Below are 26,164 nucleotides of genomic sequence, written 5' to 3'. Positions count from 1 at the left end.
ATCAAAACTAAAATCATGCTAAAATGCACCACACTTTTACCTAAACACTGAAACATTATGGCGTTAATTGACTACAATCCCCCGACTGAACCTTGGCTTGATATTGTTTACCATGATAATCATATTATGGTGGTCAATAAACCCAGTGGTTTGCTTTCTGTGCCGGGCAATCAACCTCAATATCGTGACAGTGCCATGAGCCGCATTAAAGATAAATACGGCTTTTGTGAGCCTGCACACCGCCTTGATATGGCAACCAGCGGGATTTTACTGTTTGCTATGAGCAAAGCTGCCGACAGCGAACTCAAACGTCAATTTCGTGAACGAGAAACGGAAAAGCATTATCAAGCCTTAGTGTGGGGACACATTAAAGCCGAACGTGGCATCGTGAATTTGCCGTTAATTTGTGACTGGGAAAACCGCCCACGTCAACGGATAGATTTTGTCTATGGCAAACGTGCCGTGACGGAATTTGAGGTGTTAGAACGTTTGCCGAATAACAGCACAAGAGTAAAACTTACCCCGATTACGGGGCGTTCCCATCAATTACGTTTACACATGCTGGCGTTAGGGCATCCGATTCTAGGCGATAAATTTTATTCGCCACCACAAGCCAAAGCCATGTCGCCGAGATTATGCCTGCATGCGGAAAGTTTGACCATTCATCACCCAATAACCAAGGAAAAAATGACGTTCAGCCGTACTGCTGAATTTTAATCGTATATAGATAGCTAAATTTTATTTTTAAAGGAATATAAATGAAAATTGATGACAAGATAGTCGAAAACCTAATTTTGAACACGGTAAGAAATGAAGTTGTCCCCGCTCTAGGTTGTACTGAACCGATTTCCTTAGCTCTCGCCTCCGCCGTAGCTCGTTACCATTTAGGGCATTTACCTGAACGCATTAATGCCAAAGTATCCGCCAATTTAATGAAAAACGGCATGGGCGTCACCGTACCCGGAACTGATACACTTGGCTTGCCTATGGCAGCCGCCATTGGGGCAATCGGTGGTAATCCTGATGCGGGCTTAGAAGTATTAAAAGATATTACCCCAGAGCAAGTAACACAAGCCAAAGCCATGTTGACAGAAAATCGGGTGGCGGTTTCAATTCTTGAAACGGAGCATCTTCTTTATTCGGAAGCCTGTTTATCTTATGGCGATGATCGAGTTTGTGTACGTATTGCCGCCCATCATACCAACATCATTTATATTGCCAAGAACGATAAAGTCATTTTTTCCCAACCTTGTGCGGCAGAAACGGATAATCTGAATGATATTTTTATCACCATTTCTGCACAAGATATTTTTGATTTTTCAATGAATGTCGCCTTAGAAAAAATTGAATTTATTGATGAGGCAGAAAAACTCAATTCAGCGTTATCACAAGAGGGGTTACGCCATGAATATGGTTTGCATATCGGACGCACCTTGCAAACTCAAATCGGCAAAGGATTACTCAGTGATGATTTAATGAATCGTATCATTATTGAAACCACCGCGGCATCCGATGCTCGTATGGGGGGAGCAAATCTTCCTGCTATGAGTAATTCAGGATCAGGCAATCAAGGAATTACCGCTACCATGCCAGTGGTTGTGGTGGCTCGTCATTTAAAGGCTAACCACGAACAGCTTATTCGTGCTTTGTTTCTATCACACTTAATGGCAATTTATATTCATAGTAAGTTACCAAAACTTTCTGCCTTATGTGCAGCGACCACCGCCGCTATGGGTAGCTGTGCGGGTGTCGCTTGGTTGCTGACGGGGAAATTTGAAACCATTAGCATGGCAATCAGCAGTATGATTGGTGATATTAGTGGGATTATCTGTGATGGTGCAGCAAATAGCTGTGCTATGAAAGTGTCCACCAGTGTAAGCTCGGGTTATAAATCTGTATTAATGGCGTTGGACAATACTCAAGTAACTGGCAATGAAGGTATTGTTGAACATTCCATTGACCGCTCCATTGATAATCTGTGTAACATTGCATCACGCAGTATGCAATATACTGACCGTCAGGTAATTGAGATTATGGTAAGCAAGCCTAAACTTTAACTTTTTTCTGCTAAAGTGCGGAGGGAAAAACCTTTAATTTTTTCACCGCACTTTCCCCTTGAATTAGGCTATAATAGGGTCATATTGAATTATTGAGAACTATTATGACCCAAATTGCCCCAAACCCTCTCGTCCTAGTGGACGGTTCGTCTTATTTATATCGTGCCTTTCATGCCTTTCCTCCTTTAACTAATTCACAAGGTGAGCCGACTGGGGCGATGTATGGTGTGTTGAATATGATCAAAAGCCTGATTTCGCAAGTGCAACCAAGCCATATTGCGGTGGTGTTTGATGCTAAGGGAAAAACCTTTCGTGATGAACTGTTTGAGCAATATAAATCCCATCGCCCACCGATGCCTGATGAATTGCGGTCGCAGATTGAACCGTTACATCAGATGATTCGGGCATTAGGCATTCCGTTATTGTCCATTGAAGGCGTGGAAGCTGATGATGTGATCGGTACGCTTGCCATGCAGGCGGCAAGTGTGGGGAAAAATGTGTTAATTTCTACTGGTGATAAGGATATGGCACAGCTGGTTAATCAGCATATTATGCTGATTAATACCATGAATAATAGTCTGTTAGATCGTGCTGGTGTGATAGAAAAATATGGCATTCCACCTGAATTGATTATTGATTATTTGGCGTTAATGGGCGATAGCTCGGATAATATTCCAGGTGTCGCTGGCGTGGGTGAAAAAACCGCATTGGGCTTGTTACAAGGGATTGGGGCAATGACGGAAATTTATGCTAATCTCGATAAAGTTGCCGATTTGCCGATTCGTGGTGCGAAAAAATTAGGGGAAAAATTGCTATCTGCCAAGGCAGATGCGGATTTGTCCTATGTGTTAGCCACCATTAAAACCGATGTCCCGTTAGAAGTGAGCCATAATCAACTCCAAATCGGTACAGCGAATAACGATCAACTTGCTGAATATTTTGGGCGATATGAATTTAAACGTTGGTTAAATGAAGTATTGAACGGTAAAAGTTCCGTGACGAATCCAACAGAGCAAACGGTAAAGATTAATCCTTATCAGGCGACAGCTAATATTGCCAAAGAAGAAAAAATTGAGCAAAGTGCGGTGAAAAATTCGGTAAAAATTGACCGCACTTTATATGAAACGATCACCACAGAAACACAGTTAAATCAGTGGATTAAACAAATTGAGCAAGCCAAATTAGTGGCGGTGGATACCGAAACTAACGCCCTTGATGCCATGCAAGCGGAATTAGTTGGTATTTCCTTTGGATTAGAAAATGGCAAAGCCTGTTATATTCCCTTAGGACATTGTCAGCAAGTGGCTGTACATCATGAGAATGGACAAGGGGATTTATTCGCCGATGCCGAAAGCCCTGAAATGCAATGGAAATTAATTGAAAATCAATTAGATAAACAATATTGTTTAAACCAATTAAAACCCTTGTTAGAGAACGCTAACATCAAAAAAATCGGGCAAAATATTAAATATGATTTAACGATTTTTGCTAACCATGGCATTGCCGTGCAAGGGGTGCAATTTGATACCATGTTAGAAAGCTATGTGTTAAACAGTACAGGGCGACATAATATGGACGATTTAGCCGAACGTTATCTCGGACATCAAACCATTGCGTTTGAAACCTTAGCGGGCAAAGGCAAAAACCAACTCACCTTTGATCAGATTGAGTTAGATAAAGCCGCCGAATATGCGGCAGAAGATGCCGATGTGACCATGAAGTTGCATCAAACCTTATGGCAAGAATTACAGGCGACACCTGAGCTGATTACGTTATTTGAACAAATTGAATTGCCGTTAGTCACGGTGCTTTCTCGCATTGAACGGCACGGTGTGTTAATTGATAAGCAAGCGTTGGCAACACAATCTGCGGAAATTAGCGTGCGATTGAATGAGCTAGAACAGCAGGTGCATCAAGAAGCAGGCGAAACCTTTAATTTAGCATCCACCAAGCAATTACAAGAAATTCTGTTTGAAAAGCTCGCTTTGCCAGTCATTGCCAAAACCCCGAAAGGCTCGCCATCCACCAATGAAGAGGCGTTGGAAGCGTTAGCTCAACAAGGGCATATTGTGCCAAAATTGCTGATTGAACATCGTGGTTTAGCCAAGTTAAAATCCACTTACACCGATAAATTACCTTTGATGATTAACCCCAAAACAGGGCGAGTGCATACCTCTTATCATCAGGCAGTAACCAGCACAGGGCGGCTTTCATCCAGCGATCCCAATTTACAGAATATTCCTATTCGCAATGAAGAGGGGCGTAAAATTCGCCAAGCCTTTATTGCCAGAGAGGGCTTTAAAATCGTGGCAGCGGATTATTCACAAATTGAATTACGCATTATGGCACATTTATCGGGCGATCAAGGTTTAACTAATGCTTTCCAACAAGGCAAGGATATTCACCGTGCTACCGCAGCGGAAATTTTTGGCTTGCCATTGGACGATGTTAGCAGTGAACTACGGCGTAGTGCCAAAGCGATTAACTTTGGTTTGATTTATGGCATGTCAGCCTTTGGTCTTGCTCGTCAGCTTGGTATTGCTCGGGGTGAAGCACAAAAATATATCGATTTATATTTCCAACGCTACCCAAATGTACAAACCTTTATGACAGATATTCAAGCCAAGGCAAAAGCTCAAGGCTATGTGGAAACCTTATTCGGTCGCCGTTTATATTTGCCTGACATCCATTCCAGCAACGCCATGCGAAGAAAAGGGGCGGAACGTGTGGCAATTAATGCACCAATGCAAGGGACGGCGGCGGATATTATTAAAAAAGCCATGATCGCCTTAGATAACAAAATTCAAAATAATCCAGATATTGTGATGATTATGCAAGTACACGATGAATTGGTATTTGAAGTGCGGTCGGAAAAAATCGAAGCATTTAGCCAACTGATTAAAACCGAAATGGAAAATGCGGCTCAATTAAGCGTGCCATTAATTGTGGATGTGGGTGTAGGCGATAACTGGGACGAAGCACACTAATGAAAATGATCAGCAATGAAACGGGCTACTGGTTAATTCACCAAGCCCAACAAATTTATTTCCCTAACCATGATTTGCCTTTTGGCAGTGCGGAACAATTAGGTTTAATCGGTAAGCAAGCCACCCAAATTGGCGAATGGCATAATGCACCACTGTATTTGGTGCAAGAAGAAACGACCAATAAAAACACGGCAAATGAACAACGAGAATGGACAACTTTACGTGCTTTATTAGGTTTACCTAAAACACAATTTTATTTGCTCAATCGTGGCATTGAACTCAATCATTTCTTTAAAACCCATCAATTTTGCGGAAAGTGCGGTGAAAAAACCGCAGTAACTTGCGATGAATGGGCGGTGCAGTGCCAAAATGCTGCTTGTCATTATCGAGCCTATCCCGTGATTTGTCCGTCTATTATTGTTGCCGTTCGCCGTCATGATGAGATTTTACTGGCATGCCATCAACGCCATATCCGTAGCGATGGGAGTGCTGGATTATATACCACGCTGGCAGGTTTTGTGGAAGTAGGCGAAACCTTTGAGCAAACTGTAGAGCGTGAAGTGTTTGAAGAAACAGGGATTAAAGTGAAAAATATCCGCTACTTCGGCAGTCAGCCGTGGGCGTTTCCCAATTCCCAAATGGTCGGCTTTTTAGCAGATTATGACAGTGGCGAAATTCAGTTGCAAGAAGCTGAAATTGTGGATGCCAGATGGTTCAAATATAATGAACCCATGCCTGAATTACCACCACAAGGGACGATTGCGTTGGAATTAATTAAAGCCACATTGAAAATTTGCGAGCAATTCCCAAATTAACCCTATAACTTAATTAACAAAAACATAAGAAAATATGCAAAAAATCAAAATTCTCTTTGTATGTCTTGGCAATATTTGCCGTTCCCCTATGGCTGAATATTTAATGCGAGATAAAATTCAAAAAGCAGGTTTATCGGATTTTATTGAAACGGATAGTGCTGGCACATCAGGCGAAAATGATGGTGATGATATGCACTGTGGAACCGCCGATGTATTAGATCGCTTAAAGATTAAAAGTCATGATTTTGTTAGCCGCAAAGTGCGGTTAAAAGATCGAGAGAATTTTGATTATATCATCGCCATGGATAACCATAATTTATACGATTTACACCGCTTACTTGGCAAACAACAAAATATTTTTGCTATCGCCAGCCTTTGTCCTGATTTAGCTTATGATCATATTCTTGATCCTTGGTACACTGGACGTTTTGATGAAACCTATCAATTACTTGAGCAATGTTGCAATGCCCTATTAATTAAAATCAAACGAGAACATAAATTACCATGAATTTGCAAAATCACTTATTAATCGCAATGCCGACCATGGACGATGATTATTTTCATCGTGCGGTGATTTTTATGTGTGAACATAATGACAAAGGTGCCATGGGATTAGTCTTAAATCAACCAACAGATTTAAGCCTTACCGAAATGGTGGCAAAATTGCGTTTTATGATGTCTGATGACAAAGTTTATCCACAGGATTATGTGGTGGCTGGTGGACCTGTTAGTATTGAGCGTGGTTTTATTTTACACACCCCAACAGCACAATCTTTTCTACATAGTTATAAAATTAGTGACCGTTTACAGCTTACTACCTCTGCCGATGTAATTGACACTTTCGGTACACCAAATGCCCCTGAAAAATATTTGGTTGGCTTAGGTTGTGCCAGCTGGGTGAACGGTCAGTTAGAGCAAGAAATCGCTCAAAATATGTGGTTAGTTATGCCAGCAGATGAGCGGATTATTTTTGATGTAGCTTACCAAGATCGTTGGACAGAATCGCTAAAATTATTGGGGATTGATAGCCATAATTTAAGTGGTAAGGCAGGATATTGTTAATGGGGATCACTGTTCTCGCCTTTGATTTTGGCACCAAAAGTATCGGTTGTGCAGTGGGACAATCTATTACTGGCACGGCACAAGCCTTGCCAGCCTTTAAAGCACAAGATGGTATTCCAAATTGGGACGCTATTGAAAAATTACTCAAAGAATGGCAACCCGATCGCCTTGTGGTCGGTTTACCACTCAATATGGATGGCACCGAACAGGCTCTCACCTTACGAGCCAAAAAATTTGCCAACCGTTTACACGGGCGTTTTGGTTTACCTGTAGAATTGCAAGATGAACGCCTTACTACCGTGGACGCGAGAGCAGAAATTTTTCAACATGGCGGTTTTAGAGCTTTAGATAAAGGCAAAGTGGATGGTATTTCGGCTTGTTTAATTTTAGAAAGTTGGTTTGAATTACATTTAACTGAATAAAAAAATACCGCAGTTTTTGATCTCAACCTAATCTTTCAAGCAAACCTTAATACGGAAAAGGACTAGAATATAAAACTTTTCCGACTGAAACGACAAACTGATATCACTATCCAATTTTTGCTCTCAAAAATCCAAAGATTAATCCAATAATCAACCCCGAAATATGTGCCGCATTCCCCATTTCAACGCCAATTAATGGGCTAATAAAGCCAAATGCAATCCCAACGATTAACATAGTGAAAAAGCCTTCGGGTAAATCAAATTGCGTATTGGGGCTAAATTTATCCACACAAAAGACAAAGCCCATTACCGCATAAACCACGCCAGATAGCCCGAAAAACCAAGGACCCGTTGACCAATTTTGCACTAAACCAGAACCGATACCTGATACTAAATAAAGTAAAATCAAAGTGAACGATCCAAATCTTTTTTCAATCGCGGTACCAAATAACCACCACCATGCTAGATTGAAACCAATATGAGTGATGGATAAATGGATTAAAGTATGGCTTAAATAACGCCAATAATCTTGTTGCTCAAATTGATCCGTGGGAAAGTGCATGGTGTTCAATAAAATCTCACTTTCCAGATCAATAGTATTGCTAATGAAGTACAAGATCACGCAAAGTGCGGTGATAAATAAAGTAAATTTTGCCGGATGACGTCCAAAACTTGACAGCATTTGTTATATTCCTTTTGTTTTTATGTATAACTTAAGGTGTGTTGATCTTTCAAGTATAAAAAATCGACAAAGTAAAATGTGACAAAAAATAATCACACAAAATACTATGTCGATACGCATAATTTTAACAGATAACCCATGGGAAGGTCTATTTAAATTACTTTCAAATACAAGGTGAATTTACATATCGAAATACCTTGAAGGCATACTACTACGCTACTGTATTCGGACAAATTACCTTAATGGGATTTGCCTTCGGAATTTGGTCGATGAAATACGATACTTAGTTAAAAATGCTTTTACAGGGTTAAAAATACCGAGCGGTAACCACTCGGTATGATAAGTTAAAATATAATGACAGGAGTATTGTTGTCTTTGCTTGTAAACTAAAATGGTTATACTTAATTTTTGATTAAAGAATAAACTTCCAACGTTCAACACACTCTATAATCCACCAAGACATAAATATTTAATTTCTAAATAATCCTCAATCCCATATTTAGATCCTTCCCGCCCAAGACCAGATTGTTTCACTCCACCAAAAGGAGCCGCTTCATTAGAAATGAGACCCGTATTAATGCCGACCATACCATATTCCAGTTCATCAGAAACTTTAACGATAGTATTTAAATTAGATGAATAAAAATAAGAAGCTAAACCAAATTCGGTATCATTGGCAAGCTGAATGACTTCATCTATATCTTCAAATTTAAAAATCGGTGCTAATGGACCGAAAATTTCTTCCTTCGCAAAACGCATTTCGGATGTCGCATTTTTTATTATGGTAGGTTCAAAATATAGGGTATTTTCGCCAAGTACCTTGCCCCCAGCGATGATTTCACCGCCTTTTTCACAGGCATCAGCTAAATATTCTTGCACATTTCGCAACGCACTTTTATCAATTAAAGGACCAATAGTAGTATCTTCCTCTATACCATTCCCGACTTTTAATTGTTTAGTCGAGATACTAAATTTCTCCACAAACTCATCATAAACACCAGATTGCACATAAAGACGATTGGCACACACACAAGTTTGTCCTGCATTACGGAATTTTGAAACGATCGCACCTTGTACTGCCGCATCAATATCCGCATCATTAAAGACGATAAAGGGTGCATTCCCCCCTAATTCTAAAGATACTTTTTTAATCGTACCGGCACATTGTTGCATTAATAAACGTCCTACGGGGGTTGATCCAGTGAAACTAAATTTTTTCACCCGATCATCTTCGGTAAGCACCTTGCCAATTTCTGTTGCTCTCCCGGTAATGACATTAAATACACCGGCAGGAATCCCTGCTCGCTCTGCCAATACCGCTAATGCCAAAGCAGAATAAGGTGTTTGCGATGCAGGTCGAATAATAAAAGTACAACCCGCCGCCAGAGCAGGAGCAACTTTACGTGTAATCATTGCACTTGGAAAATTCCAAGGAGTAATAGCTGCACAAACCCCAATAGGTTGTTTATTCACAATCACTCGTTGACTAGAAGATAGCGCAGGAATCACATCACCATAAATGCGTTTAGCTTCTTCCGCGAACCATTCAATATAGCTTGCGCCATAGGCAATCTCCCCTTTAGCTTCGGCTAACGGTTTACCTTGCTCAAGCGTGAGTAATAATGCTAAATCTTGTTGATTCTGCATGATTAAATCAAACCAACGACGTAACATCACTGAACGTTCTTTGGCGCTGCGTTTTCGCCAATCTACAAAGGCTTGGGTCGCCACCTCAACAGCGTTCAAGGTCTCGGATTTTCCCATATTGGGAATTGTACCTAATTTACTTTGATCCGCAGGATTGGTTACTTCTACTGTTTCACCATTTTCAGCATCGCACCATTGACCATTGATATAGGCTTGAGTTTTGAATAAGGATGGGTCTTTTAGTTGCATGGTATTCTCCTCAATAGCGAACAAATATATGCTTCTTTAATAATTACATAATATCCAATTTAAGTACATGGTAAAATTTAACCAACTGTATGGAAGTTTCTTGAAAAATATACCAGCGCTTTGTCTTGCGGATTAACTTTTATCTTATCCAGTTCCACTAAGAACATTGAATGCGAACCAATATCCTGCACATCAACCACTTTGCCGGAAAGATTGGCAAGTGAATCTTTTAAACAGGGGAAAAGCTCATCTTTATCCCAACATTGCCATTGAAACCGTTCTTCCATAGTGCTGCCCTTAAAACCGGCAAAATGTTCTGCCAGTTCTCGTTGCTCACTACTTAAAACATTAATACAAATTCGTCTATTTTGTTGGAAAATCGGGTTCATCGCACTATTTCTATTAATACAAACTATCACCGTTGGTGGCGAATCTGTCAGCGAACAAACTGCAGTAGCGGTAATACCACATTGTCCAGCGTCACCTTTCGTCGTAATAATACTCACTCCAGCAGCCAATTTTGACATTGCATGACGAAAATCTTGTTGAATAGGTGTCAACATTTTATTTCTCCCCTGACGTACAAAAACGGTTCAAATTACCCAAAATATTAATGTCATCAGAATTATGTAAATGGGGAACTTTCCAGCCATTTTCATCATAATCCGCAAGACATTTCTCGACTAAATCAAAGCAACGTTGTAATGTGCCGTTCCCCGTAGATTGTCCAAGTACTTGTAAACGCACTTCTTCCTGACTGCCAGCATAATTGATTTCATATAATTCGTGGCGACCACCAAATTCCGTACCAATGGCATCCCAAAGTAATTTTAAGATTTTAATGCGTTCACGATATGCAATGTTATTTGAACCACGAACATATTTCGCTAAATAGTCGTCAATTTCCGCATTGTTAAAATCACGAATATGAGATGGCAAATAAATTAAACCACTGGTCACAGTTTGTTCAATAATTTTCTTAATGCAATGATAAGCCATCGGTGCCATCACACGATAAGTTTGAATAGCCTGAGCACTTGGCATCACCGCACCATTCTGCCATTCATAAGGCGTGCCTGTCATCGCATCAGTCAAACTCCAAAATAAATTTCGATATGTCATCACTTCACCCATTTGCGCGGCGACACCACGGAATTCAATAACACCAGTACATTGCAAGGCTTTATGTAAAAGTCCAGTAATAAAATCCAGTTTTACCGCTAAACGTGTACAAGCCTGTAATGGGAAGAGTGTAGCAAAACCAGCAAATTGCGCCCATTTTCGACAACGCGCTAAGTCACGATAGATTAAAATATTTTGCCATGGAATAAAGACTTTATCTAACACTAAAATCGCATCATTTTCATCAAATCGAGAAGAAAGTGGAAAATCAAAAGGTGATCCTGTTGCGCCTGCGGCTAGCTCGTAAGAATGGCGGCAAATCAATTTAACACCATCAGCATCCATTGGAGCAATAAACATCAAAGCGAAATCATCATTATCTCCAATAATTTGTGCCGAACCAAAACCAATAAAATTATAATGGGTTAGGGCGGAATTAGTTGCCACCACTTTAGCTCCACTCACCACAATACCGTCATCACGTTCTTCTTCAATTTTGACATAAATATCTTTTACTTGGTCAATAGGTTTATTACGATCAATAGGCGGGTTAACAATGGCATGATTGAAATATAAACAAGACTCTTGAATACGTTTATACCAATGACGCGCATTATCAGCAAATTTGCCATAAAACTCTGGGTTTGCCCCTAACGCATTACCAAAAGCCGCCTTATAATCTGGGGTCCTCCCCATCCAACCATAACTCAAACGAGACCATGCAGCAATAGCATCACGTTGTTCTCTTAATTCATTACTATTGCGTGCATAACGGAAGAATTTATGCGTGTAGCCTCCATTTCCCGTATCGGTTTGCCAGCACAATTCATCTTTCGTTGCCGGATCATGCAAAGCGTCATAAATTCTGGCAATAGAAGCCGCCGCATTACGGAAAGCGGGGTGTGTAGTCACATCTTCGACTAATTCACCATAGATGTAAACTTTCCGACCATCTTTCAAACTTGCTAAATACTCTTCCCCCGTAAATGGGCGGTTTTTTTCTTTTCTGAAATCATCAGGCAGTTTACGTTGAGTTTGTGTGTTTGGTTGAGCCATCATTTACTCCTTAATATAATAAGATCAATAGAAATGTAAAATATTTGTTAATTTTATAATCTATCCTTGTAATAGATAAAATGTAATTCCCTAATAAAAAAATGTACTTTTCCGTAATATTGTCCAGAAAATAACAAAAATGTGATCTATCTCTCATTTTTAAATCTCAATACTATACAAAATAGGTTTTTCTCATTTATAGTCAAAATATATTTCCTTTCTGTGGGATTTTCTTAATAAACTTAGTGAGTGGGGAAAATAAGATGAGCCAATCTTTTGATAGTCAAAATATTAATATTGAGAAAACCTACGGTGGTCAATTAAGTAGTGGCATTATTCATTATGAAACCTTTGATAATCTCGCCTTATTTTACGGGCGGGATTCAGGGATTCATTTTCACGATCGTTTTTATCAGGTACATTATTTAACTGAAGGCGCAATAGATTTATTGCTGGATGACAAAGAATATTACCTGCAGGCGCCCTGCTTTTTTATTACGCCTCCATCGATCCCCCATGGTTTTTTCACGGAACCTGATACACATGGACACGTTTTGACTATCCCACAAGAATTTGTATGGCAATTGCTGGAATCTTTGAAGCGAGATGTTAATTATTTTTATCCAATGTGTATTGAGCTATCCATACAAACAGCAGAAGAAAAACAACAAATATTTAAATTTGAATATCTGCTGCAACTGCTGGCAAATGAATATCAACAAATAAGTGAAGAAAAACAGACCGCACTTCGCCTGTGTGCAAAACTTATTTTGTTAGATATTTATCGATTATCACAAAATTATGAAAAAAATTATAATCCCAAAAACAATGAATTGTATTTATTCAATAAATTTAACCATTTAATTGAACAAAATTTTAAGAATAATTGGAAATTGAACGATTATTTAAATAAATTATGTATTAGCGAAAGCAAATTAAACCATGTTTGCCAGAAATTTTCGAGTATATCACCGAAACGTATTATTATTGAACGTCAAGTGAAAGAAGCTAAAAGGCATCTCAAGCTCACTCAATCTTCCGTATATCAAATCGCCTATACATTAGGTTTCAAAGATCCAGCTTATTTTTCACGTTTTTTTCAAAAAGAAACGGGAATATCACCTAAAGTATTTCGTGATCAAGATCACATATTAGAAAATTAATCATTTTTCCTTGCCCCTTTTACAGAAAAGTACAATATTTATTCAGAAAAATGCATTTTAAAAACCAACTAAGTTAATTATAAATGATTCATCATTATGTTAACAATTTATTAACAAAATGAGAACTAACTGATGTTGGTTTTATTTCTTATCCTGAACATAAGGGGGAACACTCATATGAAGACAACGAAACTTTTCCTTACTCTTGCGCTAGCCACTAACACTTCATCTGTTTTTGCCAATGACAATGTGGTGTTAAAAATAGGTCATTTTTTACCCGCACTTTCTACTATGCATAAACAAGTACTTGAACCTTGGTGCCAAGATCTAAATAACGATTCACAAGGGCGAATTTCTTGTCAACTTTACCCTTCTAATCAATTAGGAGGAACAGCAGGACAATTAATTGATCAAGTCCGTACAGGGGTTGCAGATATCGTATGGACTGCCCCGGGTTATTCCCCTGGTCGATTCAAAACCATTGAAGCGTTAGAAACACCATTTTTATTACCCAATGCTAAAGTTGGTAACAAAGTGGCTTGGGAATTTTTCCAGAAATATGCCAAAGATACTGAATTTAAGGCGTTTAAAGTTCTTTCTGTCCAAACGGATGGTGGGGTGACTTTCCATTCTAATAAACCATTAAAGAGCGTAGATGATTTGAAAGGAAACAAACTTCGCACTCCGACCAGACTTGCTTCACAAATTATTCAAGCCCTAGGGGGTTCAGCGATTTCTATTGCACCATCTCAAGTGGCGGAAAGTATTTCTAAAGGCGTTGTTGATGGTGCGATGGGGGCATGGGAAGTGGTACCTCCAACTAAACTGGATGAAGTCACTAAATACCATGTTATGCCAACGGCTGGACAACCGTTCCCTACAGTGACTGTTTTGACCCTAGTGATGAATCAGAAAAAATACGATTCCTTGCCGGTGGACTTAAAAGCAATCGTCGATAAACATTCAGGTGATGCTTTAATTGAACGTATTACGACCGCTTGGGAAAAAGCGGAACAAGAAGCACGTGATAAAACCTTAGCCACTGGTGGCGTTATCAATGAATTTGGTGCAGAACATACTGTTCAAATGCAACAATTAACTGAAAAAGTAACGCAATCTTGGATTGAAAGCATTAACAAATCTGGTCAATCTGGTCAGCAATTGATTGATGAGATTAAGAATATGGTAAAAACACTTCAATAAACCAACGGAGGAAAAATCATGAGTGAAGTCACGCAAACACTAGCCATGCCTAAACAAGTTCAGCACAACACTCTTGGTAAAGGATTATTTTATCTTTCCCAAAGTTTAGCGATAGTCGGGGGATTTATGTTTATTGCATTAATCCTAATGTCTTGCTATTCCTTAATTAGCCGGAAATTGAGTTATGGCGGCGTGCTTGGTGACATTGAGATTATGCAAATGGGTTGCGCGGTGGCTTCCTCTTTTTTCCTTCCTTTTTGTACCATTATGGCAGAACATTTGAAAGTAGATTTCTTCACCGCCAAATTTCCTGCCTCATTGCGCCACAAAATGGATGCATTAGCCGATTTATTACTGTGTTTAGTCGCCTTTTTATTGGCTTGGCGAATTGGTTTACAAAGTGAAAGTTTGAAAGAATATGAAGAAGTCAGTGCGTTACTTTCATTTCCGACTTGGATTCCCAATATTGCCCTATTATTTAGTTTTTCTTTAATGGGATTATGTGCTTTTTACACGTTCTGCTGTCATTTAAGTACAAAAGAATAAGGGGGTAAATTTATGATGAGTGGTTTAGAAATGGGTATTGTAGGCTTTGTTATTTTGCTTACATTATTATTAGTGCGTATTCATATCAGCATAGCCATGTTTTTAGCTGCCTGCGGATTATATGCTTATTTAGGGCAAGGGGATTTAAATACCCTAATGTACACGTTAAATGGTTTAGCTTATGCACGGTTATCCAATTATGATTTAGCTGTTGTACCTTTATTTATTCTGATGGGACAACTTGCTTCTCATGGTGGAATGTCAAAAGCATTATTCCAAGCAGCAAGTCATTTTATTGGTCATTGGCGTGGCGGTTTAGCAATGTCGGCTGTCGGAAGTTGTGCCGCCTTTGGGGCAATTTGCGGTTCATCTTTAGCCACCGCGGCGACGATGGGACAAGTAGCTATTCCTGAATTAAAAAAACACCATTATTCTGGCAAATTGAGTACCGCCACACTTGCCGCGGGCGGTACGCTCGGTATTTTAATTCCCCCGTCTGTGCCATTAATTATTTATGCGGTGTTAACTCAAGAATCTATCGGCAAACTGTTTATGGCCGCTATTGTACCGGGGTTATTGGCTTTATTAGGCTATATTCTGGTGATTAAAATCTTAGTCAGTTTACGTCCAGAAGCCGGACCAACTTCCCAGAAAGTACCTTTTCTAAAAGCCTTGCAATCACAGATTAAAGTATTACCGATTTTCATTGTTTTTATTGTCGTGATTATCAGTATTTACGGTGGTTGGGCGAATCCAACAGAAGCCGCATCCATTGGTGCGCTTGCTTGTGGTGTGATCTCATGGCTTTCCGGTGGTTTAAATTGGCGCGGTGTCATAAACAGTATTTTGCAGACAGCGATCTCAAGCGCCATGATTTTTATGGTATTAATTGGAGCAGATTTATTAAATTCCGCCCTTGCGCTGACACAAATGCCAGCTCAACTTGCTCAATGGGTAGTAGAACAACAGTTTGCGCCACTTTTCGTCTTGTTTTGTATATTGGTTATCTATCTTTTCTTAGGTTGTGTGATGGATTCTTTAGCCATGATTCTACTCACTATCCCTATTTTCTATCCGATTATTTTAGGGTTAGATTTTTTCGGATTAAGTCCACAAGATAAAACCATTTGGTTTGGTATTGTCGCATTAATGGTGGTAGAAATTGGCTTAATCACGCCTCCTGTGGGGATGAATTTATTTATTATCAATAAAATGGATTCAACCACCCCGTTACTGTCCACCTCTAAATGGGTGTTACCTTTCATTGCATCAGATTTACTTCGCATCGGTTTAGTCGCTTGTGTGCCAAGTATTGCCCTTTGGTTAGTACATTTATTTTAACGGAGAGAATTATGACAATATCCTTAGCTAAACAAATTACCCAATTACAACCGTCCAACAAGCCAACGGTATTTGTGATTGCATTAAATTCAATCAATTTACTCAAACGTCACCAACAAACGTTTGAACAGGCTCCTTATAAAGGGCTACCTCAAACCCCAGTGATTTATGTCTTACCTGAAGCGACACATAATCAAAGTGGTGCGACTGTTGTTTTACCGAAAGCACAAAAACAACTCAGAATTGAACCGCACTTAGGCGTCGTTTTCAATCAAGATACTGCCAGAATTAGCGAGCAACAAGCCATGCAACATGTAGGATCTTTTGTACCCGTCGTATTGTATTCCTTACCGAATGACAACTATTATCGTCCAGATATTATGGGACGCTGTCAACCGGGCTTTTGTGTGTTAGGACAAAGTATTTTAAAAAATGCTATTACCGAGCCAGAACGTATTGAAATTAATGTGCAGGTCAATAATACCACTAAAAAATCGTATAGACATCTCGATATGGCATTTTCAATTGCTCAACTTATTAGTGTTGTTAGCCAATTCATCAGTTTCAAAGCGGGTGACATTTTATTAACGGGCACAGATGATATGCCTATCATCGCCAATGCAAATGATGATGTCACCGTGGATTTTGTATCACTTGGCGTGATTAACAATCAAATTTCAGCATAGGGGGAAAGAATGGCTAAATATGCAAGAGTTTTCTATCAAAATCAAATTCATAGTGTTGAAGTATTAAACAATGGATTATTAAATACTGACCATCAATGGATCCCAGCAGATGCCGTAACTTGGCTTCCCCCTGCTTGTGGGGTGATGTATGCACTTGGCTTGAATTACGCCGATCACGCATCAGAACTGGATTTTAAACCACCAGAAAAACCACTGGTATTTATTAAAACGCCACATACCTACACCGGACATAAAAATATTTCATGGCGACCAGATAACATTGAATATATGCATTATGAATGTGAACTCGTTGCTGTCATCGGCAAAACCGCCAAAAATATTAAAGCACAAAATGCGATGGATTATGTGGCTGGTTATACCCTGTGTAACGATTATGCCGTGCGAGATTATTTGGAAAATTATTACCGCCCCAATTTGCGCGTTAAAAACCGTATGGGCTGTACTCCTGTTGGACCTTGGATTGTAGATAAAAAGGATGTAGCAGATCCCATGAACTTAAATTTAAAAACATGGGTGAATGGTGAACTCCGTCAGGAAGGTAATACAAAAGACATGATTTTTGATATTGCTTATTTAATTGAATATCTTTCCCATATTCACCCATTGCAAGCAGGAGATATGATCGCTACGGGCACACCGAAAGGATTAAGTGATGTCAAAGTAGGCGATTGCGTAGAAATTGAAATTGAACATATTGGTAAATTAACAAATTACATCGTTAGTGAACAGGCATTCTTTGCCAAATAACCGACGGGAAAATTAAGGAGAAAAATTATGATTAAACATTGGATAAATGGTAAACAAGTAGAAAGTACAGAATGTTTTGACAATATCAACCCCGCCACGGGAGAAGTGATTACCCAAGTGGCTTCTGGCGGTAAAAAAGAAATTGATGCGGCAGTCAAAGCAGCTAAAGATGCTTTTCCTAAATGGTCAAGAACACCTGCCAAAGAAAGAGCAAAATTAATGCGGAAATTAGGAGATTTAATTGATCAGAATGTAGCCAAACTCGCAGAGTTAGAAACCCTTGATACAGGATTGCCTATTCATCAAACTAAAAATGTATTGATTCCACGAGCATCACATAACTTTAATTTCTTTGCGGAAGTCTGTACCAGAATGAATGGACATAGCTATCCTGTAGATGAAAAAATGCTCAATTATACTCTATACCAACCTGTCGGGGTTTGTGGTTTAGTTTCCCCTTGGAATGTGCCTTTTATGACCGCCACGTGGAAAACAGCCCCTTGTTTGGCATTGGGGAATACTGCGGTGTTAAAAATGTCTGAACTTTCTCCCTTAACCGCCAACGAACTTGGTCGTCTTGCTTTAGAAGCCGGTATTCCTGAAGGTGTATTTAATGTGGTACAAGGTTTTGGCAAAACCGCAGGTCATGAATTAATCACTCATCAAGATGTACGAGCCGTGTCCTTTACGGGTGGTACTGCGACAGGTAAACATATTTTAAAACATGCGGGTTTGAAAAAATATTCGATGGAATTAGGTGGTAAGTCCCCTGTGTTAATCTTTGATGATGCTGATCTTGAACGCGCCTTAGATGCCGCGTTATTCACTATCTTTTCCTTAAATGGTGAACGTTGCACTGCGGGATCACGTATTTTTATTCAAGAAAGCGTTTACGATGAATTTGTTAAAGAATTTGCTGCACGAGCCAAACGTCTTATTGTCGGTGACCCACAAGACTTCAACACGCAAGTCGGAGCCATGATTACCAAACAACATTACGATAAAGTCACCGGCTATATTCGTATTGGTCAAGAAGAAGGCGCAAATTTATTAGCTGGCGGTCTGGAACGCCCAGCCCATTTACCCGCTCATTTACAAAAAGGTAACTTTATTCAACCAACCGTGTTTGCTGATGTAGATAATCGAATGCGGATCGCCCAAGAAGAAATCTTTGGACCTGTGGTTTGTTTGATGAAATTTAAAGATGAAGCCGAAGCGCTGCAATTAGCCAATGATGTGGAATATGGTCTCGCTTCTTATATTTGGACCAAAGACATTGGCAAAGCACTACGCTTATCCAATAACATCGAATCAGGTATGGTCTTTGTCAACAGTCAAAATGTACGTGATCTACGTCAACCATTCGGGGGTATTAAAGCATCGGGAATTGGTCGAGAAGGTGGAGAATACAGTTTTGAAGTCTTTGCTGAAATTAAAAATGTCTGTATTTCAATGCACGATCACCCGATTCCACGCTGGGGAATTGAAAAATAACTCAATGATAATGATATAGAGGAGAAGAAATTATGGGGAAACTTGCTTTAGCCGCTAAAATCACACATGTTCCATCAATGTATTTATCTGAACTACCAGGTAAAAACCATGGTTGCCGCGCATCTGCCATCGAGGGACATAAAGAAATCAGTCGCCGTTGCCGTGAGGCTGGGGTAGATACGATTATCGTATTTGATACCCATTGGTTAGTGAATAGTGCCTATCATATAAACTGTAGTTCACATTTCAGTGGCGTTTATACCAGTAATGAATTACCGCATTTTATTCGTGATATAACATTTGATTATGACGGCAATCCTGAATTAGGTCATTTGATTGTAAAACATGCGGTGGACAAAGGTGTACGGGCTCAGGCGCATGAAATTGAGAGTTTAAAACTGGAATATGGAACCTTAGTACCTATGCGGTATATGAACCAAGATAAACACTTTAAAGTGATCTCTATTTCGGCGTTTTGTACTTCTCATTCCTTTGAAGACAGCCGTAAACTTGGCGAAGCCGTACTTGATGCCATCAAAGAATATGATGGCACAGTAGCCGTTCTAGCAAGTGGCTCATTATCCCATTATTTTATTCCTGATCACCTTGCTAAAGAAGGCATGAACAGTTATACCCGAGAATTTGAGCGACAAATTGATTTGCATGTGGTGGATATGTGGAAAAAAGGTAATTTTACCGAATTCTGCAAAATGTTACCTGAATATGCTGATTTCTGCCGTGGCGAAGGGAATATGCACGATACTGTTATGTTGTTAGGGATGTTGGGTTGGGATAAATATGATAAACCTGTCGAAATTTTGACAGATTTATTTCCAAGTTCAGGAACTGGACAAATTAATGCCATTTTTCCCGTTTAACTTAAGGAGAAATTATGCCACATTTTATCGTTGAAGCTACGGATAATCTACGTCCTAAAATTGATTGGCAACCCTTGTTTACACAAGTACATAACTACTTAGCATCTACTGGCGTGTTCCCCCTTGGGGGAATTCGCAGTCGAGTACATTGGGTTGATGTTTATCGTATGGCAGACGGAAAAGAAGAAGATGCTTTTGTACATATTAGCCTGAAAATTGGTGCCGGAAGAAAGATAGAAGAGTTACAACCCATTGCACAAAAGGTATTTGATTTGTTAACAGATTATTTCGAACCGTTATTTGAACAAGGCTACTTCGCCTTATCTTTCAACATTGAAGAACTTCATCCAATATTAAATTTCAAAAAAAATAATGTACATTTACGATTTAAAAAATCCTAGGGGGATTTATGTTATCACCGGAAATTATCCAACAAGCCGCCCATTGTTTAAATGAAGCGGAAAAATCCAGAGATCAAATCAGTCAGTTATCTTTGGCATATCCTGACATTAGTATTGAAGATGCTTACGAAATTCAAAAAGCTTGGGTAGCAATCAAAATCAAAGAGGGCAGAGTTTTAAAAGGACATAAAATCGGTTTAACATCGAAAGCGATGCAAAACAGTTCACAAATCAATGAGCCAGATTACGGCGCATTATTAGATGATATGTTTTTTGCAGAGAATGATGAAATTCCTTTCGATCGTTTCATTGTGCCAAGAGTAGAGGTTGAGCTCGCCTTTATGCTCAAATCGGAATTAAGTGGGCCTAACTGTACCATTTTTGATGTCCTCAATGCCACCGATTATATCCAGCCGGCATTAGAAATTATTGATGCACGTATTGAACAATTCGATAAACAAACTAAAGTGCCACGCAAAGTATTTGATACCATTTCTGATAACGCCGCCAATGCTGGCGTGGTATTAGGCGGACGCGTGATTAAACCAATGGATATGGACTTACGCTGGATTCCGGCCGTTTTATATCGCAATGGTATCGTAGAAGAATCGGGGGTATCGACTGCAGTGTTAAATAACCCAGTAAAAGGGGTTGCTTGGCTTGCTAATAAACTCCATCCTTATGGTGTTACCTTAAAAGCCGGAGAAATTATTTTAAGCGGTTCTTTCACGCGTCCTGTAGCAGCCCGTCGTGGGGATACTTTCCATGTGGATTATCATCAGCTCGGCAGTATTTCGATGCAATTTGTATAATGCAGGTCCTTTGTCTCTGGAGATTTTATGTTATTGAAAAATCAATTTAAACAAGCATTAACACAAAAGCAGGCTCAGATTGGATTATGGGTGGGACTGGCAGATGGCTATGCCTGTGAAATAGTCGCCAACGCTGGTTTTGATTGGTTATTATTAGATGCGGAACATGCTCCTAATGAGTTACGCACGCTTTTACATCAATTACAAACTTTAGCGGCTTATCCTGTCACGCCAATTATCCGCCCCGCTATCGGGCAAGATCATGTCATTAAACAATTATTAGATATTGGGGCACAAACGCTATTAATTCCCATGGTGGAAACCGTAGAACAAGCAAAAATATTAGTACAGGCGGTACGTTATCCACCGAAGGGTATTCGTGGTGTGGGTAGTGCTTTAGCAAGGGCTTCCCGTTGGAATAATATCCCTAATTATTTACAACAGGCTGATGAAGAAATTTGCTTACTGCTTCAAGTGGAAAATACGCTAGGACTAAAAAATCTGCAAGCTATTGCTGAAGTAGATGGGGTTGATGGCATCTTTATCGGTCCAGCAGATTTAAGTGCATCTCTTGGTCATTTAGGCAATCCAGTCCACCCAGATGTACAACAACAAATTGAACAAGCGATAGATGTCATTGTTAAATCAGGTAAAGCGGCGGGTATTTTATCTGCGGATGAAAAATTGGCACAACATTATCTAAAATTAGGTTGTACATTTGTTGCCGTCGGGGTGGATACCAGTTTATTAATGAAATCTGCAGTCAATCTGTTAGCCAAATTTAAACCGCAGTTAGCCAAACCAATATCAGATCCGCACAATCAGATTTATTAATATGGATATTGAAAAGGATCAGCGTACCGCCGATCCTTTTGTTCATCCATTAAGCCTTAATAAAAAAGATAACAAAACTTTTCCATTTTTCACCGCACTTAATGCCTTACATATTCCCCACAATATCTTGCGCAAATTCCGACGTCGAACGCAAAGTGGCGCCATCTAACATTTCGGCAAAATCAAAGGTTACGGTTTTATTGGCAATGGTTTTAGAAACCGCATTTACCACTAAATCAGCGGCTTCAATCCAGCCTAAATGACGTAACATCATTTCGCCACTTAAAATCAGCGATCCGGGATTGCCTTTATTTTGCCCTGCAATTTTAGGGGCTGTGCCGTGAGTTGCTTCAAAAATAGCGGCTTGTTGTCCGATATTGGCCCCCGGTGAAATACCAATACCACCGACTTGTGCAGCTAAGGCATCAGAAATATAGTCACCATTTAAATTTAAAGTAGCAATTACATCGTAATCTGCAGGATGTAATAAAGCTTCTTGTAAAAATGCATCGGCAATACAATCTTTAATAATAATTTCTCGCCCTGTTTTAGGGTTAATGAGTTTGTGCCAATCGCCACCATCTAGCGGTTCTGCCTCAAATTCTTTTGCCACTTGATAACCCCAATCTTTAAATGCTCCCTCCGTGAATTTCATAATATTCCCTTTATGCACTAAGGTTAGCGAACAACGGTCGTTATCAATCACATATTGCAATGCGGCACGCACTAAACGTTGTGTGCCTTGTTTGGAAACCGGTTTAATACCGATACCACAATCTTGGCTAAAGCGAATTTTCTTCACCCCCATTTCATCTTGTAGGAATTTAATGACTTTATCCGCTTCAGGTGAGCCGGCTTTCCATTCTACACCTGCATAAATATCTTCGGAATTTTCACGGAAAATCACCATATCCACTAATTCAGGGTGTTTTACGGGGCTTGGTGTGCCATCATAATAACGAATTGGACGTAAACAGTTATACAAATCTAAACCTTGTCGCATGGCGACATTGAGAGAACGAATGCCACCACCAACGGGAGTCATTAAGGGGCCTTTGATGGCAATATGATATTCTTTGATTAACGCTAAGGTTTCATCAGGCAACCAAGTATTTTCCCCATAAATTTGGTTTGCTTTGCCACCTGCATAAATTTCACACCACACAATTTTGCGTTCGCCACCGTAGGCTTTTTCAACAGCAGCATTAATTACAGTTTGCATGGCTGGGGTCACATCAACACCAATTCCATCTCCCTCAATAAAAGGAATAATTGGGTGATTAGGTATATTTAATGACCCATCTTGATTTAATTGGATTTTTTCCCCTTGCGGAATAATGACTTTCGATTGCATACTTTTTCCTTATGTTTTGCAGTGTTTATTGGTAGTATAGAATCTATGAATCTTAATTATTAACAACATATATGAACTTGAAACCTGTTGCAAGAGATAAGCATAAAAAAACTGCTTTTCAAGGTAAAAAAATAAATGCCTCAAAAAGCAAAGTCACCTGTGCTGAAACTACCATTATTTTATTTAATAAACCCTATGATGTTCTCACCCAATTTACCGATGAAAACGACAGAATAACATTAAAAAACTTTATTCCGATTCCCGATGTGTATCCAGCTGGACGTTTAGATCGAGATAGTGAAGGGTTGTTGATTTTAACCAACAATGGTGAATTGCAACATCATCTTGCGGATCCTAAATTCAAAATTGAGAAAACCTATTGGGTACAAGTGGAAGGCATTCCCAATGAACGAGATTTATCGCTGTTACAACAAGGGGTAGAGCTCAAAGATGGCATGACTAAACCAGCAAAAGTGCGGTTAATTTCTGAGCCAAATTTATGGTTACGCCATCCACCGATTCGAGAACGGAAATCTATTCCAACAAGCTGGCTTGAAATTAAAATCAGCGAAGGAAAAAACCGCCAAGTTCGCCGAATGACTGCACATATTGGTTTTCCAACTTTACGCTTAGTTCGTTATGCTACAGCAGGATTAAATCTTGATAATCTAGCAAATGGTGAATATCGGATATTAACAAAAAACGAAAAACAACAGCTTTTTGCATTACTTAAATTTACAGGAAAATAACCATGCACAAACCCAATATCACCATGGCTTGCGTAGTTCATTGCCACGGCAAATTCTTATTTGTAGAAGAAATCGAATATGGTAAACATACCCTTAATCAACCTGCAGGACATTTAGAAAAAGACGAAACCTTATTGCAAGGAGCAAGCCGTGAACTGTATGAAGAAACCGGAATTAAAGCTGACATGCAATCCTTATTGAAAATCTACCAATGGCATGCTCCACGTAGTCAAACGGATTATTTGCGTTTTGTATTTTGTTTAGAATTAGATGAATGCGTATCAATTATGCCACAGGATAGTGATATTACAAGGGGCTTATGGCTCACTTTAGATGAATTTAATGATTATATTCAACAAGATGGACAATGTGAACGTAATCCGTTGGTAATTCAAGCATTACAAGATTATTTAAGTGGCGAACGCCATCCGCTTTCGGTGTTAACCGTCTTTGCCTAACCTTTACATAACAAAAAACCCGAACGCTAGTTCGGGTTCCTTTTGATTTGTTCGTTAGAATTAACGATGACCTTGACTTAATGGTACTTCGGCATCTGGTTCGTGTGTGATACGGTTACGTAAATCACGACGAATTACCTCAATGGTCCAGAACCAGAAGATGTGACCGACTAATTCAGAAATGTGTTCATATAATGGCCATTCGGCTACTGGGGGCGTTAAACCCAAAGCAGGGAATGCAATGTAATGAGCACAAATATTTGCGATAATACCTGCACCGATACCTTGCCAGAATTTCACTTTAGGGAAACGCTCTGCTACTACACAGTAAGCAATAGCAAACACTAATGAGAAAATCATGTGTGTTACACCGATCCAGTTAAATGCGTGATCTGCGAAAGTAAATGCCGCTTCTGTTGGATCGATACCAATGTAATCACGTAAGAAAACATGTGGTGGATTTAAGAAAGCACGTGAACATTGGTCTAACGCACCATTCATGGCAATCGCACCAGAATTTAATGCGTCTAATACAGGTTGTGGACAAGCTGCGGTAAATAAATCAAATGGACTACGTGGTGGGAATGGATGTTCAGCCCCCCATTTAACGAAAGCAGAGATAATACCTGCAATAATACCGACAAATACTGCTAAACCATAACGACGACGTGATGGTTCAGTTTGTTGAAAAATACCTGACATAATAGGCTCCAAGGAAAATTAAAAATTAATCATATCTACAAATAACAAATATTTAACAATATCATTATAATCTGTAAATAGCTATCTTCGCTTAGGTTTTATACAAAATCAAAAGCGATGTGGCATTCTACCACTAACCAAGAAACTGTCAAATTTTATTAACTCAATCGGGGTACCTTATAGGGATATTAGCATAGTGGGTAGCCAATCTTCTGCAGCTTGATCCTGATCTTCTACTTGTGAAACATCAATGCGTAAACTTTCGCAAATTCGCACCGCACCTTGAGCCGTCAAGACTTGCTCAACCGTATCCACCGCATAGCAGAAGGTGTCATAATCGGAATTGCCTAATCCCACCACGGCAAAACGCACGCCTGTTAAATCCTGTTGTTTCACTTCTTCGATAAAGGGTTGGATATTTTCGGGTAATTCACCTGCTCCATGGGTAGAGGTGACAATAAGCCACAGTTTTTGGCTTTCGACATCGGCGAAGCTGGCGTTATTTTCCAGTTGAACATCAAAATCTTGTTGTGCAAGGCAATCAGCGAGATGATCGGCGACGTATTCGGCACCGCCGAGTGTTGAGCCAGTGATGATAGCAATTGAGGTCATAGTTTTTTCCTTTTAAGAAACCCTGCACTCTCGTACAGGGTTAAACATATTACGACACGCTGTG

At 39.5% G+C, this 26,164-nt stretch carries 27 protein-coding genes; 20 read left to right on the top strand and 7 right to left on the bottom strand.

From position 1 onward, the window contains the following. Positions 1–57: 57 nt before the first annotated feature. The 7 genes from rluA to ruvX all read left to right on the top strand — a co-directional run bounded on the left by rluA (position 58) and on the right by ruvX (position 7,343). The gene (rluA, locus tag O1Q79_RS10120; RefSeq protein WP_386689089.1) at positions 58–717 is read left to right on the top strand and encodes a bifunctional tRNA pseudouridine(32) synthase/23S rRNA pseudouridine(746) synthase RluA; all 660 of its coding nucleotides are present in this window, start codon (positions 58–60) and stop codon (positions 715–717) included. A gap of 41 nt (positions 718–758) precedes the next feature. Next, positions 759–2,057, top strand: coding sequence for a serine dehydratase subunit alpha family protein (locus O1Q79_RS10115; RefSeq protein WP_386689087.1), 1,299 nt, complete (start codon positions 759–761; stop codon positions 2,055–2,057). A gap of 104 nt (positions 2,058–2,161) precedes the next feature. After that, the gene (polA, locus tag O1Q79_RS10110; protein ID WP_386692206.1) at positions 2,162–5,044 is read left to right on the top strand and encodes a DNA polymerase I; all 2,883 of its coding nucleotides are present in this window, start codon (positions 2,162–2,164) and stop codon (positions 5,042–5,044) included. Then, a complete protein-coding gene (gene nudC / locus O1Q79_RS10105; protein ID WP_386692204.1) occupies positions 5,044–5,859 on the top strand; it encodes an NAD(+) diphosphatase in 816 nt (271 codons plus the stop codon). Before polA ends, nudC begins: the two co-directional genes overlap by 1 nt. 34 nt (positions 5,860–5,893) lie before the next feature. Then, on the top strand, positions 5,894–6,367 hold the full coding sequence (locus O1Q79_RS10100; protein ID WP_386692202.1) for a low molecular weight protein-tyrosine-phosphatase: 474 nt from the start codon (positions 5,894–5,896) through the stop codon (positions 6,365–6,367). Beyond that, a complete protein-coding gene (locus O1Q79_RS10095) occupies positions 6,364–6,921 on the top strand; it encodes a YqgE/AlgH family protein (protein WP_132299926.1) in 558 nt (185 codons plus the stop codon). Before O1Q79_RS10100 ends, O1Q79_RS10095 begins: the two co-directional genes overlap by 4 nt. Next, positions 6,921–7,343 (top strand): Holliday junction resolvase RuvX, encoded by a 423-nt coding sequence (ruvX, locus tag O1Q79_RS10090; protein WP_386692199.1) that lies wholly within the window; start codon positions 6,921–6,923, stop codon positions 7,341–7,343. Before O1Q79_RS10095 ends, ruvX begins: the two co-directional genes overlap by 1 nt. A gap of 106 nt (positions 7,344–7,449) precedes the next feature. Here ruvX and O1Q79_RS10085 read toward each other — a convergent pair whose 3' ends face one another. From O1Q79_RS10085 to hpaB, 4 genes are all read right to left on the bottom strand, one after another. Next, positions 7,450–8,022: a rhomboid family intramembrane serine protease gene (locus tag O1Q79_RS10085; RefSeq protein ID WP_386693391.1), complete on the bottom strand. Its 573-nt coding sequence runs from the start codon at positions 8,020–8,022 to the stop codon at positions 7,450–7,452. A gap of 447 nt (positions 8,023–8,469) precedes the next feature. Further along, complete coding sequence (locus O1Q79_RS10080; protein ID WP_386692197.1) at positions 8,470–9,921, bottom strand: NAD-dependent succinate-semialdehyde dehydrogenase; 1,452 nt, start codon at positions 9,919–9,921, stop codon at positions 8,470–8,472. Between the two features lie 77 nt (positions 9,922–9,998). Then, complete coding sequence (gene hpaC / locus O1Q79_RS10075; protein ID WP_386692195.1) at positions 9,999–10,484, bottom strand: 4-hydroxyphenylacetate 3-monooxygenase, reductase component; 486 nt, start codon at positions 10,482–10,484, stop codon at positions 9,999–10,001. Position 10,485: 1 nt separating this feature from the next. After that, positions 10,486–12,099 (bottom strand): 4-hydroxyphenylacetate 3-monooxygenase, oxygenase component, encoded by a 1,614-nt coding sequence (gene hpaB / locus O1Q79_RS10070; RefSeq protein ID WP_386692193.1) that lies wholly within the window; start codon positions 12,097–12,099, stop codon positions 10,486–10,488. A gap of 263 nt (positions 12,100–12,362) precedes the next feature. Between hpaB and hpaA the strand changes: the two genes are divergently transcribed. The 11 genes from hpaA (at position 12,363) to hpaI (ending at position 22,225) form a co-directional block, all read left to right on the top strand. After that, complete coding sequence (gene hpaA, locus O1Q79_RS10065; RefSeq protein WP_386692191.1) at positions 12,363–13,262, top strand: 4-hydroxyphenylacetate catabolism regulatory protein HpaA; 900 nt, start codon at positions 12,363–12,365, stop codon at positions 13,260–13,262. A 177-nt stretch (positions 13,263–13,439) separates the two neighbouring features. Beyond that, positions 13,440–14,465, top strand: coding sequence for a TRAP transporter substrate-binding protein (locus O1Q79_RS10060; RefSeq protein WP_386692189.1), 1,026 nt, complete (start codon positions 13,440–13,442; stop codon positions 14,463–14,465). Between the two features lie 18 nt (positions 14,466–14,483). Continuing rightward, on the top strand, positions 14,484–15,011 hold the full coding sequence (locus tag O1Q79_RS10055; protein WP_386692187.1) for a TRAP transporter small permease: 528 nt from the start codon (positions 14,484–14,486) through the stop codon (positions 15,009–15,011). Positions 15,012–15,023: 12 nt separating this feature from the next. Further along, positions 15,024–16,352, top strand: coding sequence for a TRAP transporter large permease (locus O1Q79_RS10050; protein ID WP_153985115.1), 1,329 nt, complete (start codon positions 15,024–15,026; stop codon positions 16,350–16,352). An 11-nt stretch (positions 16,353–16,363) separates the two neighbouring features. Next, the gene (locus O1Q79_RS10045) at positions 16,364–17,038 is read left to right on the top strand and encodes a fumarylacetoacetate hydrolase family protein (protein ID WP_386692184.1); all 675 of its coding nucleotides are present in this window, start codon (positions 16,364–16,366) and stop codon (positions 17,036–17,038) included. A 9-nt stretch (positions 17,039–17,047) separates the two neighbouring features. Beyond that, a complete protein-coding gene (locus O1Q79_RS10040; protein WP_386692182.1) occupies positions 17,048–17,806 on the top strand; it encodes a fumarylacetoacetate hydrolase family protein in 759 nt (252 codons plus the stop codon). 27 nt (positions 17,807–17,833) lie between these two features. Beyond that, complete coding sequence (gene hpaE / locus O1Q79_RS10035) at positions 17,834–19,300, top strand: 5-carboxymethyl-2-hydroxymuconate semialdehyde dehydrogenase (RefSeq protein WP_153985118.1); 1,467 nt, start codon at positions 17,834–17,836, stop codon at positions 19,298–19,300. A gap of 32 nt (positions 19,301–19,332) precedes the next feature. Next, complete coding sequence (gene hpaD / locus O1Q79_RS10030) at positions 19,333–20,178, top strand: 3,4-dihydroxyphenylacetate 2,3-dioxygenase (RefSeq protein ID WP_153985119.1); 846 nt, start codon at positions 19,333–19,335, stop codon at positions 20,176–20,178. Between the two features lie 14 nt (positions 20,179–20,192). Beyond that, the gene (locus O1Q79_RS10025) at positions 20,193–20,579 is read left to right on the top strand and encodes a 5-carboxymethyl-2-hydroxymuconate Delta-isomerase (RefSeq protein WP_386692178.1); all 387 of its coding nucleotides are present in this window, start codon (positions 20,193–20,195) and stop codon (positions 20,577–20,579) included. Between the two features lie 8 nt (positions 20,580–20,587). After that, complete coding sequence (gene hpaH / locus O1Q79_RS10020; RefSeq protein ID WP_153985121.1) at positions 20,588–21,391, top strand: 2-oxo-hept-4-ene-1,7-dioate hydratase; 804 nt, start codon at positions 20,588–20,590, stop codon at positions 21,389–21,391. Positions 21,392–21,418: 27 nt separating this feature from the next. Then, positions 21,419–22,225: a 4-hydroxy-2-oxoheptanedioate aldolase gene (hpaI, locus tag O1Q79_RS10015; protein WP_386692175.1), complete on the top strand. Its 807-nt coding sequence runs from the start codon at positions 21,419–21,421 to the stop codon at positions 22,223–22,225. A 106-nt stretch (positions 22,226–22,331) separates the two neighbouring features. On the opposite strand, the gene icd is transcribed toward hpaI, so the two are convergent. Continuing rightward, on the bottom strand, positions 22,332–23,579 hold the full coding sequence (gene icd / locus O1Q79_RS10010; RefSeq protein WP_386692173.1) for an NADP-dependent isocitrate dehydrogenase: 1,248 nt from the start codon (positions 23,577–23,579) through the stop codon (positions 22,332–22,334). Positions 23,580–23,650: 71 nt separating this feature from the next. On the opposite strand from icd, the gene O1Q79_RS10005 reads away from it, so the two are divergent. Beyond that, positions 23,651–24,328, top strand: coding sequence for an rRNA large subunit pseudouridine synthase E (locus tag O1Q79_RS10005; protein ID WP_386692171.1), 678 nt, complete (start codon positions 23,651–23,653; stop codon positions 24,326–24,328). A 2-nt stretch (positions 24,329–24,330) separates the two neighbouring features. Continuing rightward, positions 24,331–24,786, top strand: a complete 456-nt coding sequence (locus O1Q79_RS10000; RefSeq protein ID WP_386692168.1) for an NUDIX hydrolase — start codon at positions 24,331–24,333, stop codon at positions 24,784–24,786. Positions 24,787–24,846: 60 nt separating this feature from the next. On the opposite strand, the gene O1Q79_RS09995 is transcribed toward O1Q79_RS10000, so the two are convergent. Continuing rightward, the gene (locus O1Q79_RS09995; protein ID WP_386692166.1) at positions 24,847–25,488 is read right to left on the bottom strand and encodes a YagU family protein; all 642 of its coding nucleotides are present in this window, start codon (positions 25,486–25,488) and stop codon (positions 24,847–24,849) included. Between the two features lie 177 nt (positions 25,489–25,665). Further along, positions 25,666–26,100 carry an FMN-binding protein MioC gene (mioC, locus tag O1Q79_RS09990; RefSeq protein ID WP_386692164.1) on the bottom strand — a complete coding sequence of 145 codons (435 nt, stop codon included), beginning with the start codon at positions 26,098–26,100 and terminating at the stop codon, positions 25,666–25,668. Positions 26,101–26,164 lie beyond the last annotated feature (64 nt).

Origin of the sequence: Lonepinella sp. MS14434 (assembly GCF_042468235.1) — a bacterium.
GTDB lineage: Bacteria > Pseudomonadota > Gammaproteobacteria > Enterobacterales > Pasteurellaceae > Lonepinella.
The sequence above is the reverse complement of the archived record's forward strand: the minus strand, read 5'-3'. Positions and strand labels throughout refer to the sequence as shown.

Coding starts and splice junctions, on each gene's coding strand:
- O1Q79_RS10040 (WP_386692182.1), top strand. CDS start 17,048: ATGGCTAAATATGCAAGAGTTTTCTATCAAAATCAAATTCATAGTGTT.
- O1Q79_RS10060 (WP_386692189.1), top strand. CDS start 13,440: ATGAAGACAACGAAACTTTTCCTTACTCTTGCGCTAGCCACTAACACT.
- nudC (WP_386692204.1), top strand. CDS start 5,044: ATGAAAATGATCAGCAATGAAACGGGCTACTGGTTAATTCACCAAGCC.
- rluA (WP_386689089.1), top strand. CDS start 58: ATGGCGTTAATTGACTACAATCCCCCGACTGAACCTTGGCTTGATATT.
- hpaC (WP_386692195.1), bottom strand. CDS start 10,484: ATGTTGACACCTATTCAACAAGATTTTCGTCATGCAATGTCAAAATTG.
- O1Q79_RS10115 (WP_386689087.1), top strand. CDS start 759: ATGAAAATTGATGACAAGATAGTCGAAAACCTAATTTTGAACACGGTA.
- ruvX (WP_386692199.1), top strand. CDS start 6,921: ATGGGGATCACTGTTCTCGCCTTTGATTTTGGCACCAAAAGTATCGGT.
- hpaA (WP_386692191.1), top strand. CDS start 12,363: ATGAGCCAATCTTTTGATAGTCAAAATATTAATATTGAGAAAACCTAC.
- O1Q79_RS10005 (WP_386692171.1), top strand. CDS start 23,651: ATGAACTTGAAACCTGTTGCAAGAGATAAGCATAAAAAAACTGCTTTT.
- hpaB (WP_386692193.1), bottom strand. CDS start 12,099: ATGGCTCAACCAAACACACAAACTCAACGTAAACTGCCTGATGATTTC.
- O1Q79_RS10045 (WP_386692184.1), top strand. CDS start 16,364: ATGACAATATCCTTAGCTAAACAAATTACCCAATTACAACCGTCCAAC.
- hpaI (WP_386692175.1), top strand. CDS start 21,419: ATGTTATTGAAAAATCAATTTAAACAAGCATTAACACAAAAGCAGGCT.
- hpaE (WP_153985118.1), top strand. CDS start 17,834: ATGATTAAACATTGGATAAATGGTAAACAAGTAGAAAGTACAGAATGT.
- mioC (WP_386692164.1), bottom strand. CDS start 26,100: ATGACCTCAATTGCTATCATCACTGGCTCAACACTCGGCGGTGCCGAA.
- O1Q79_RS10050 (WP_153985115.1), top strand. CDS start 15,024: ATGATGAGTGGTTTAGAAATGGGTATTGTAGGCTTTGTTATTTTGCTT.
- O1Q79_RS09995 (WP_386692166.1), bottom strand. CDS start 25,488: ATGTCAGGTATTTTTCAACAAACTGAACCATCACGTCGTCGTTATGGT.
- O1Q79_RS10055 (WP_386692187.1), top strand. CDS start 14,484: ATGAGTGAAGTCACGCAAACACTAGCCATGCCTAAACAAGTTCAGCAC.
- icd (WP_386692173.1), bottom strand. CDS start 23,579: ATGCAATCGAAAGTCATTATTCCGCAAGGGGAAAAAATCCAATTAAAT.
- hpaH (WP_153985121.1), top strand. CDS start 20,588: ATGTTATCACCGGAAATTATCCAACAAGCCGCCCATTGTTTAAATGAA.
- O1Q79_RS10100 (WP_386692202.1), top strand. CDS start 5,894: ATGCAAAAAATCAAAATTCTCTTTGTATGTCTTGGCAATATTTGCCGT.
- polA (WP_386692206.1), top strand. CDS start 2,162: ATGACCCAAATTGCCCCAAACCCTCTCGTCCTAGTGGACGGTTCGTCT.
- O1Q79_RS10095 (WP_132299926.1), top strand. CDS start 6,364: ATGAATTTGCAAAATCACTTATTAATCGCAATGCCGACCATGGACGAT.
- O1Q79_RS10025 (WP_386692178.1), top strand. CDS start 20,193: ATGCCACATTTTATCGTTGAAGCTACGGATAATCTACGTCCTAAAATT.
- hpaD (WP_153985119.1), top strand. CDS start 19,333: ATGGGGAAACTTGCTTTAGCCGCTAAAATCACACATGTTCCATCAATG.
- O1Q79_RS10080 (WP_386692197.1), bottom strand. CDS start 9,921: ATGCAACTAAAAGACCCATCCTTATTCAAAACTCAAGCCTATATCAAT.
- O1Q79_RS10000 (WP_386692168.1), top strand. CDS start 24,331: ATGCACAAACCCAATATCACCATGGCTTGCGTAGTTCATTGCCACGGC.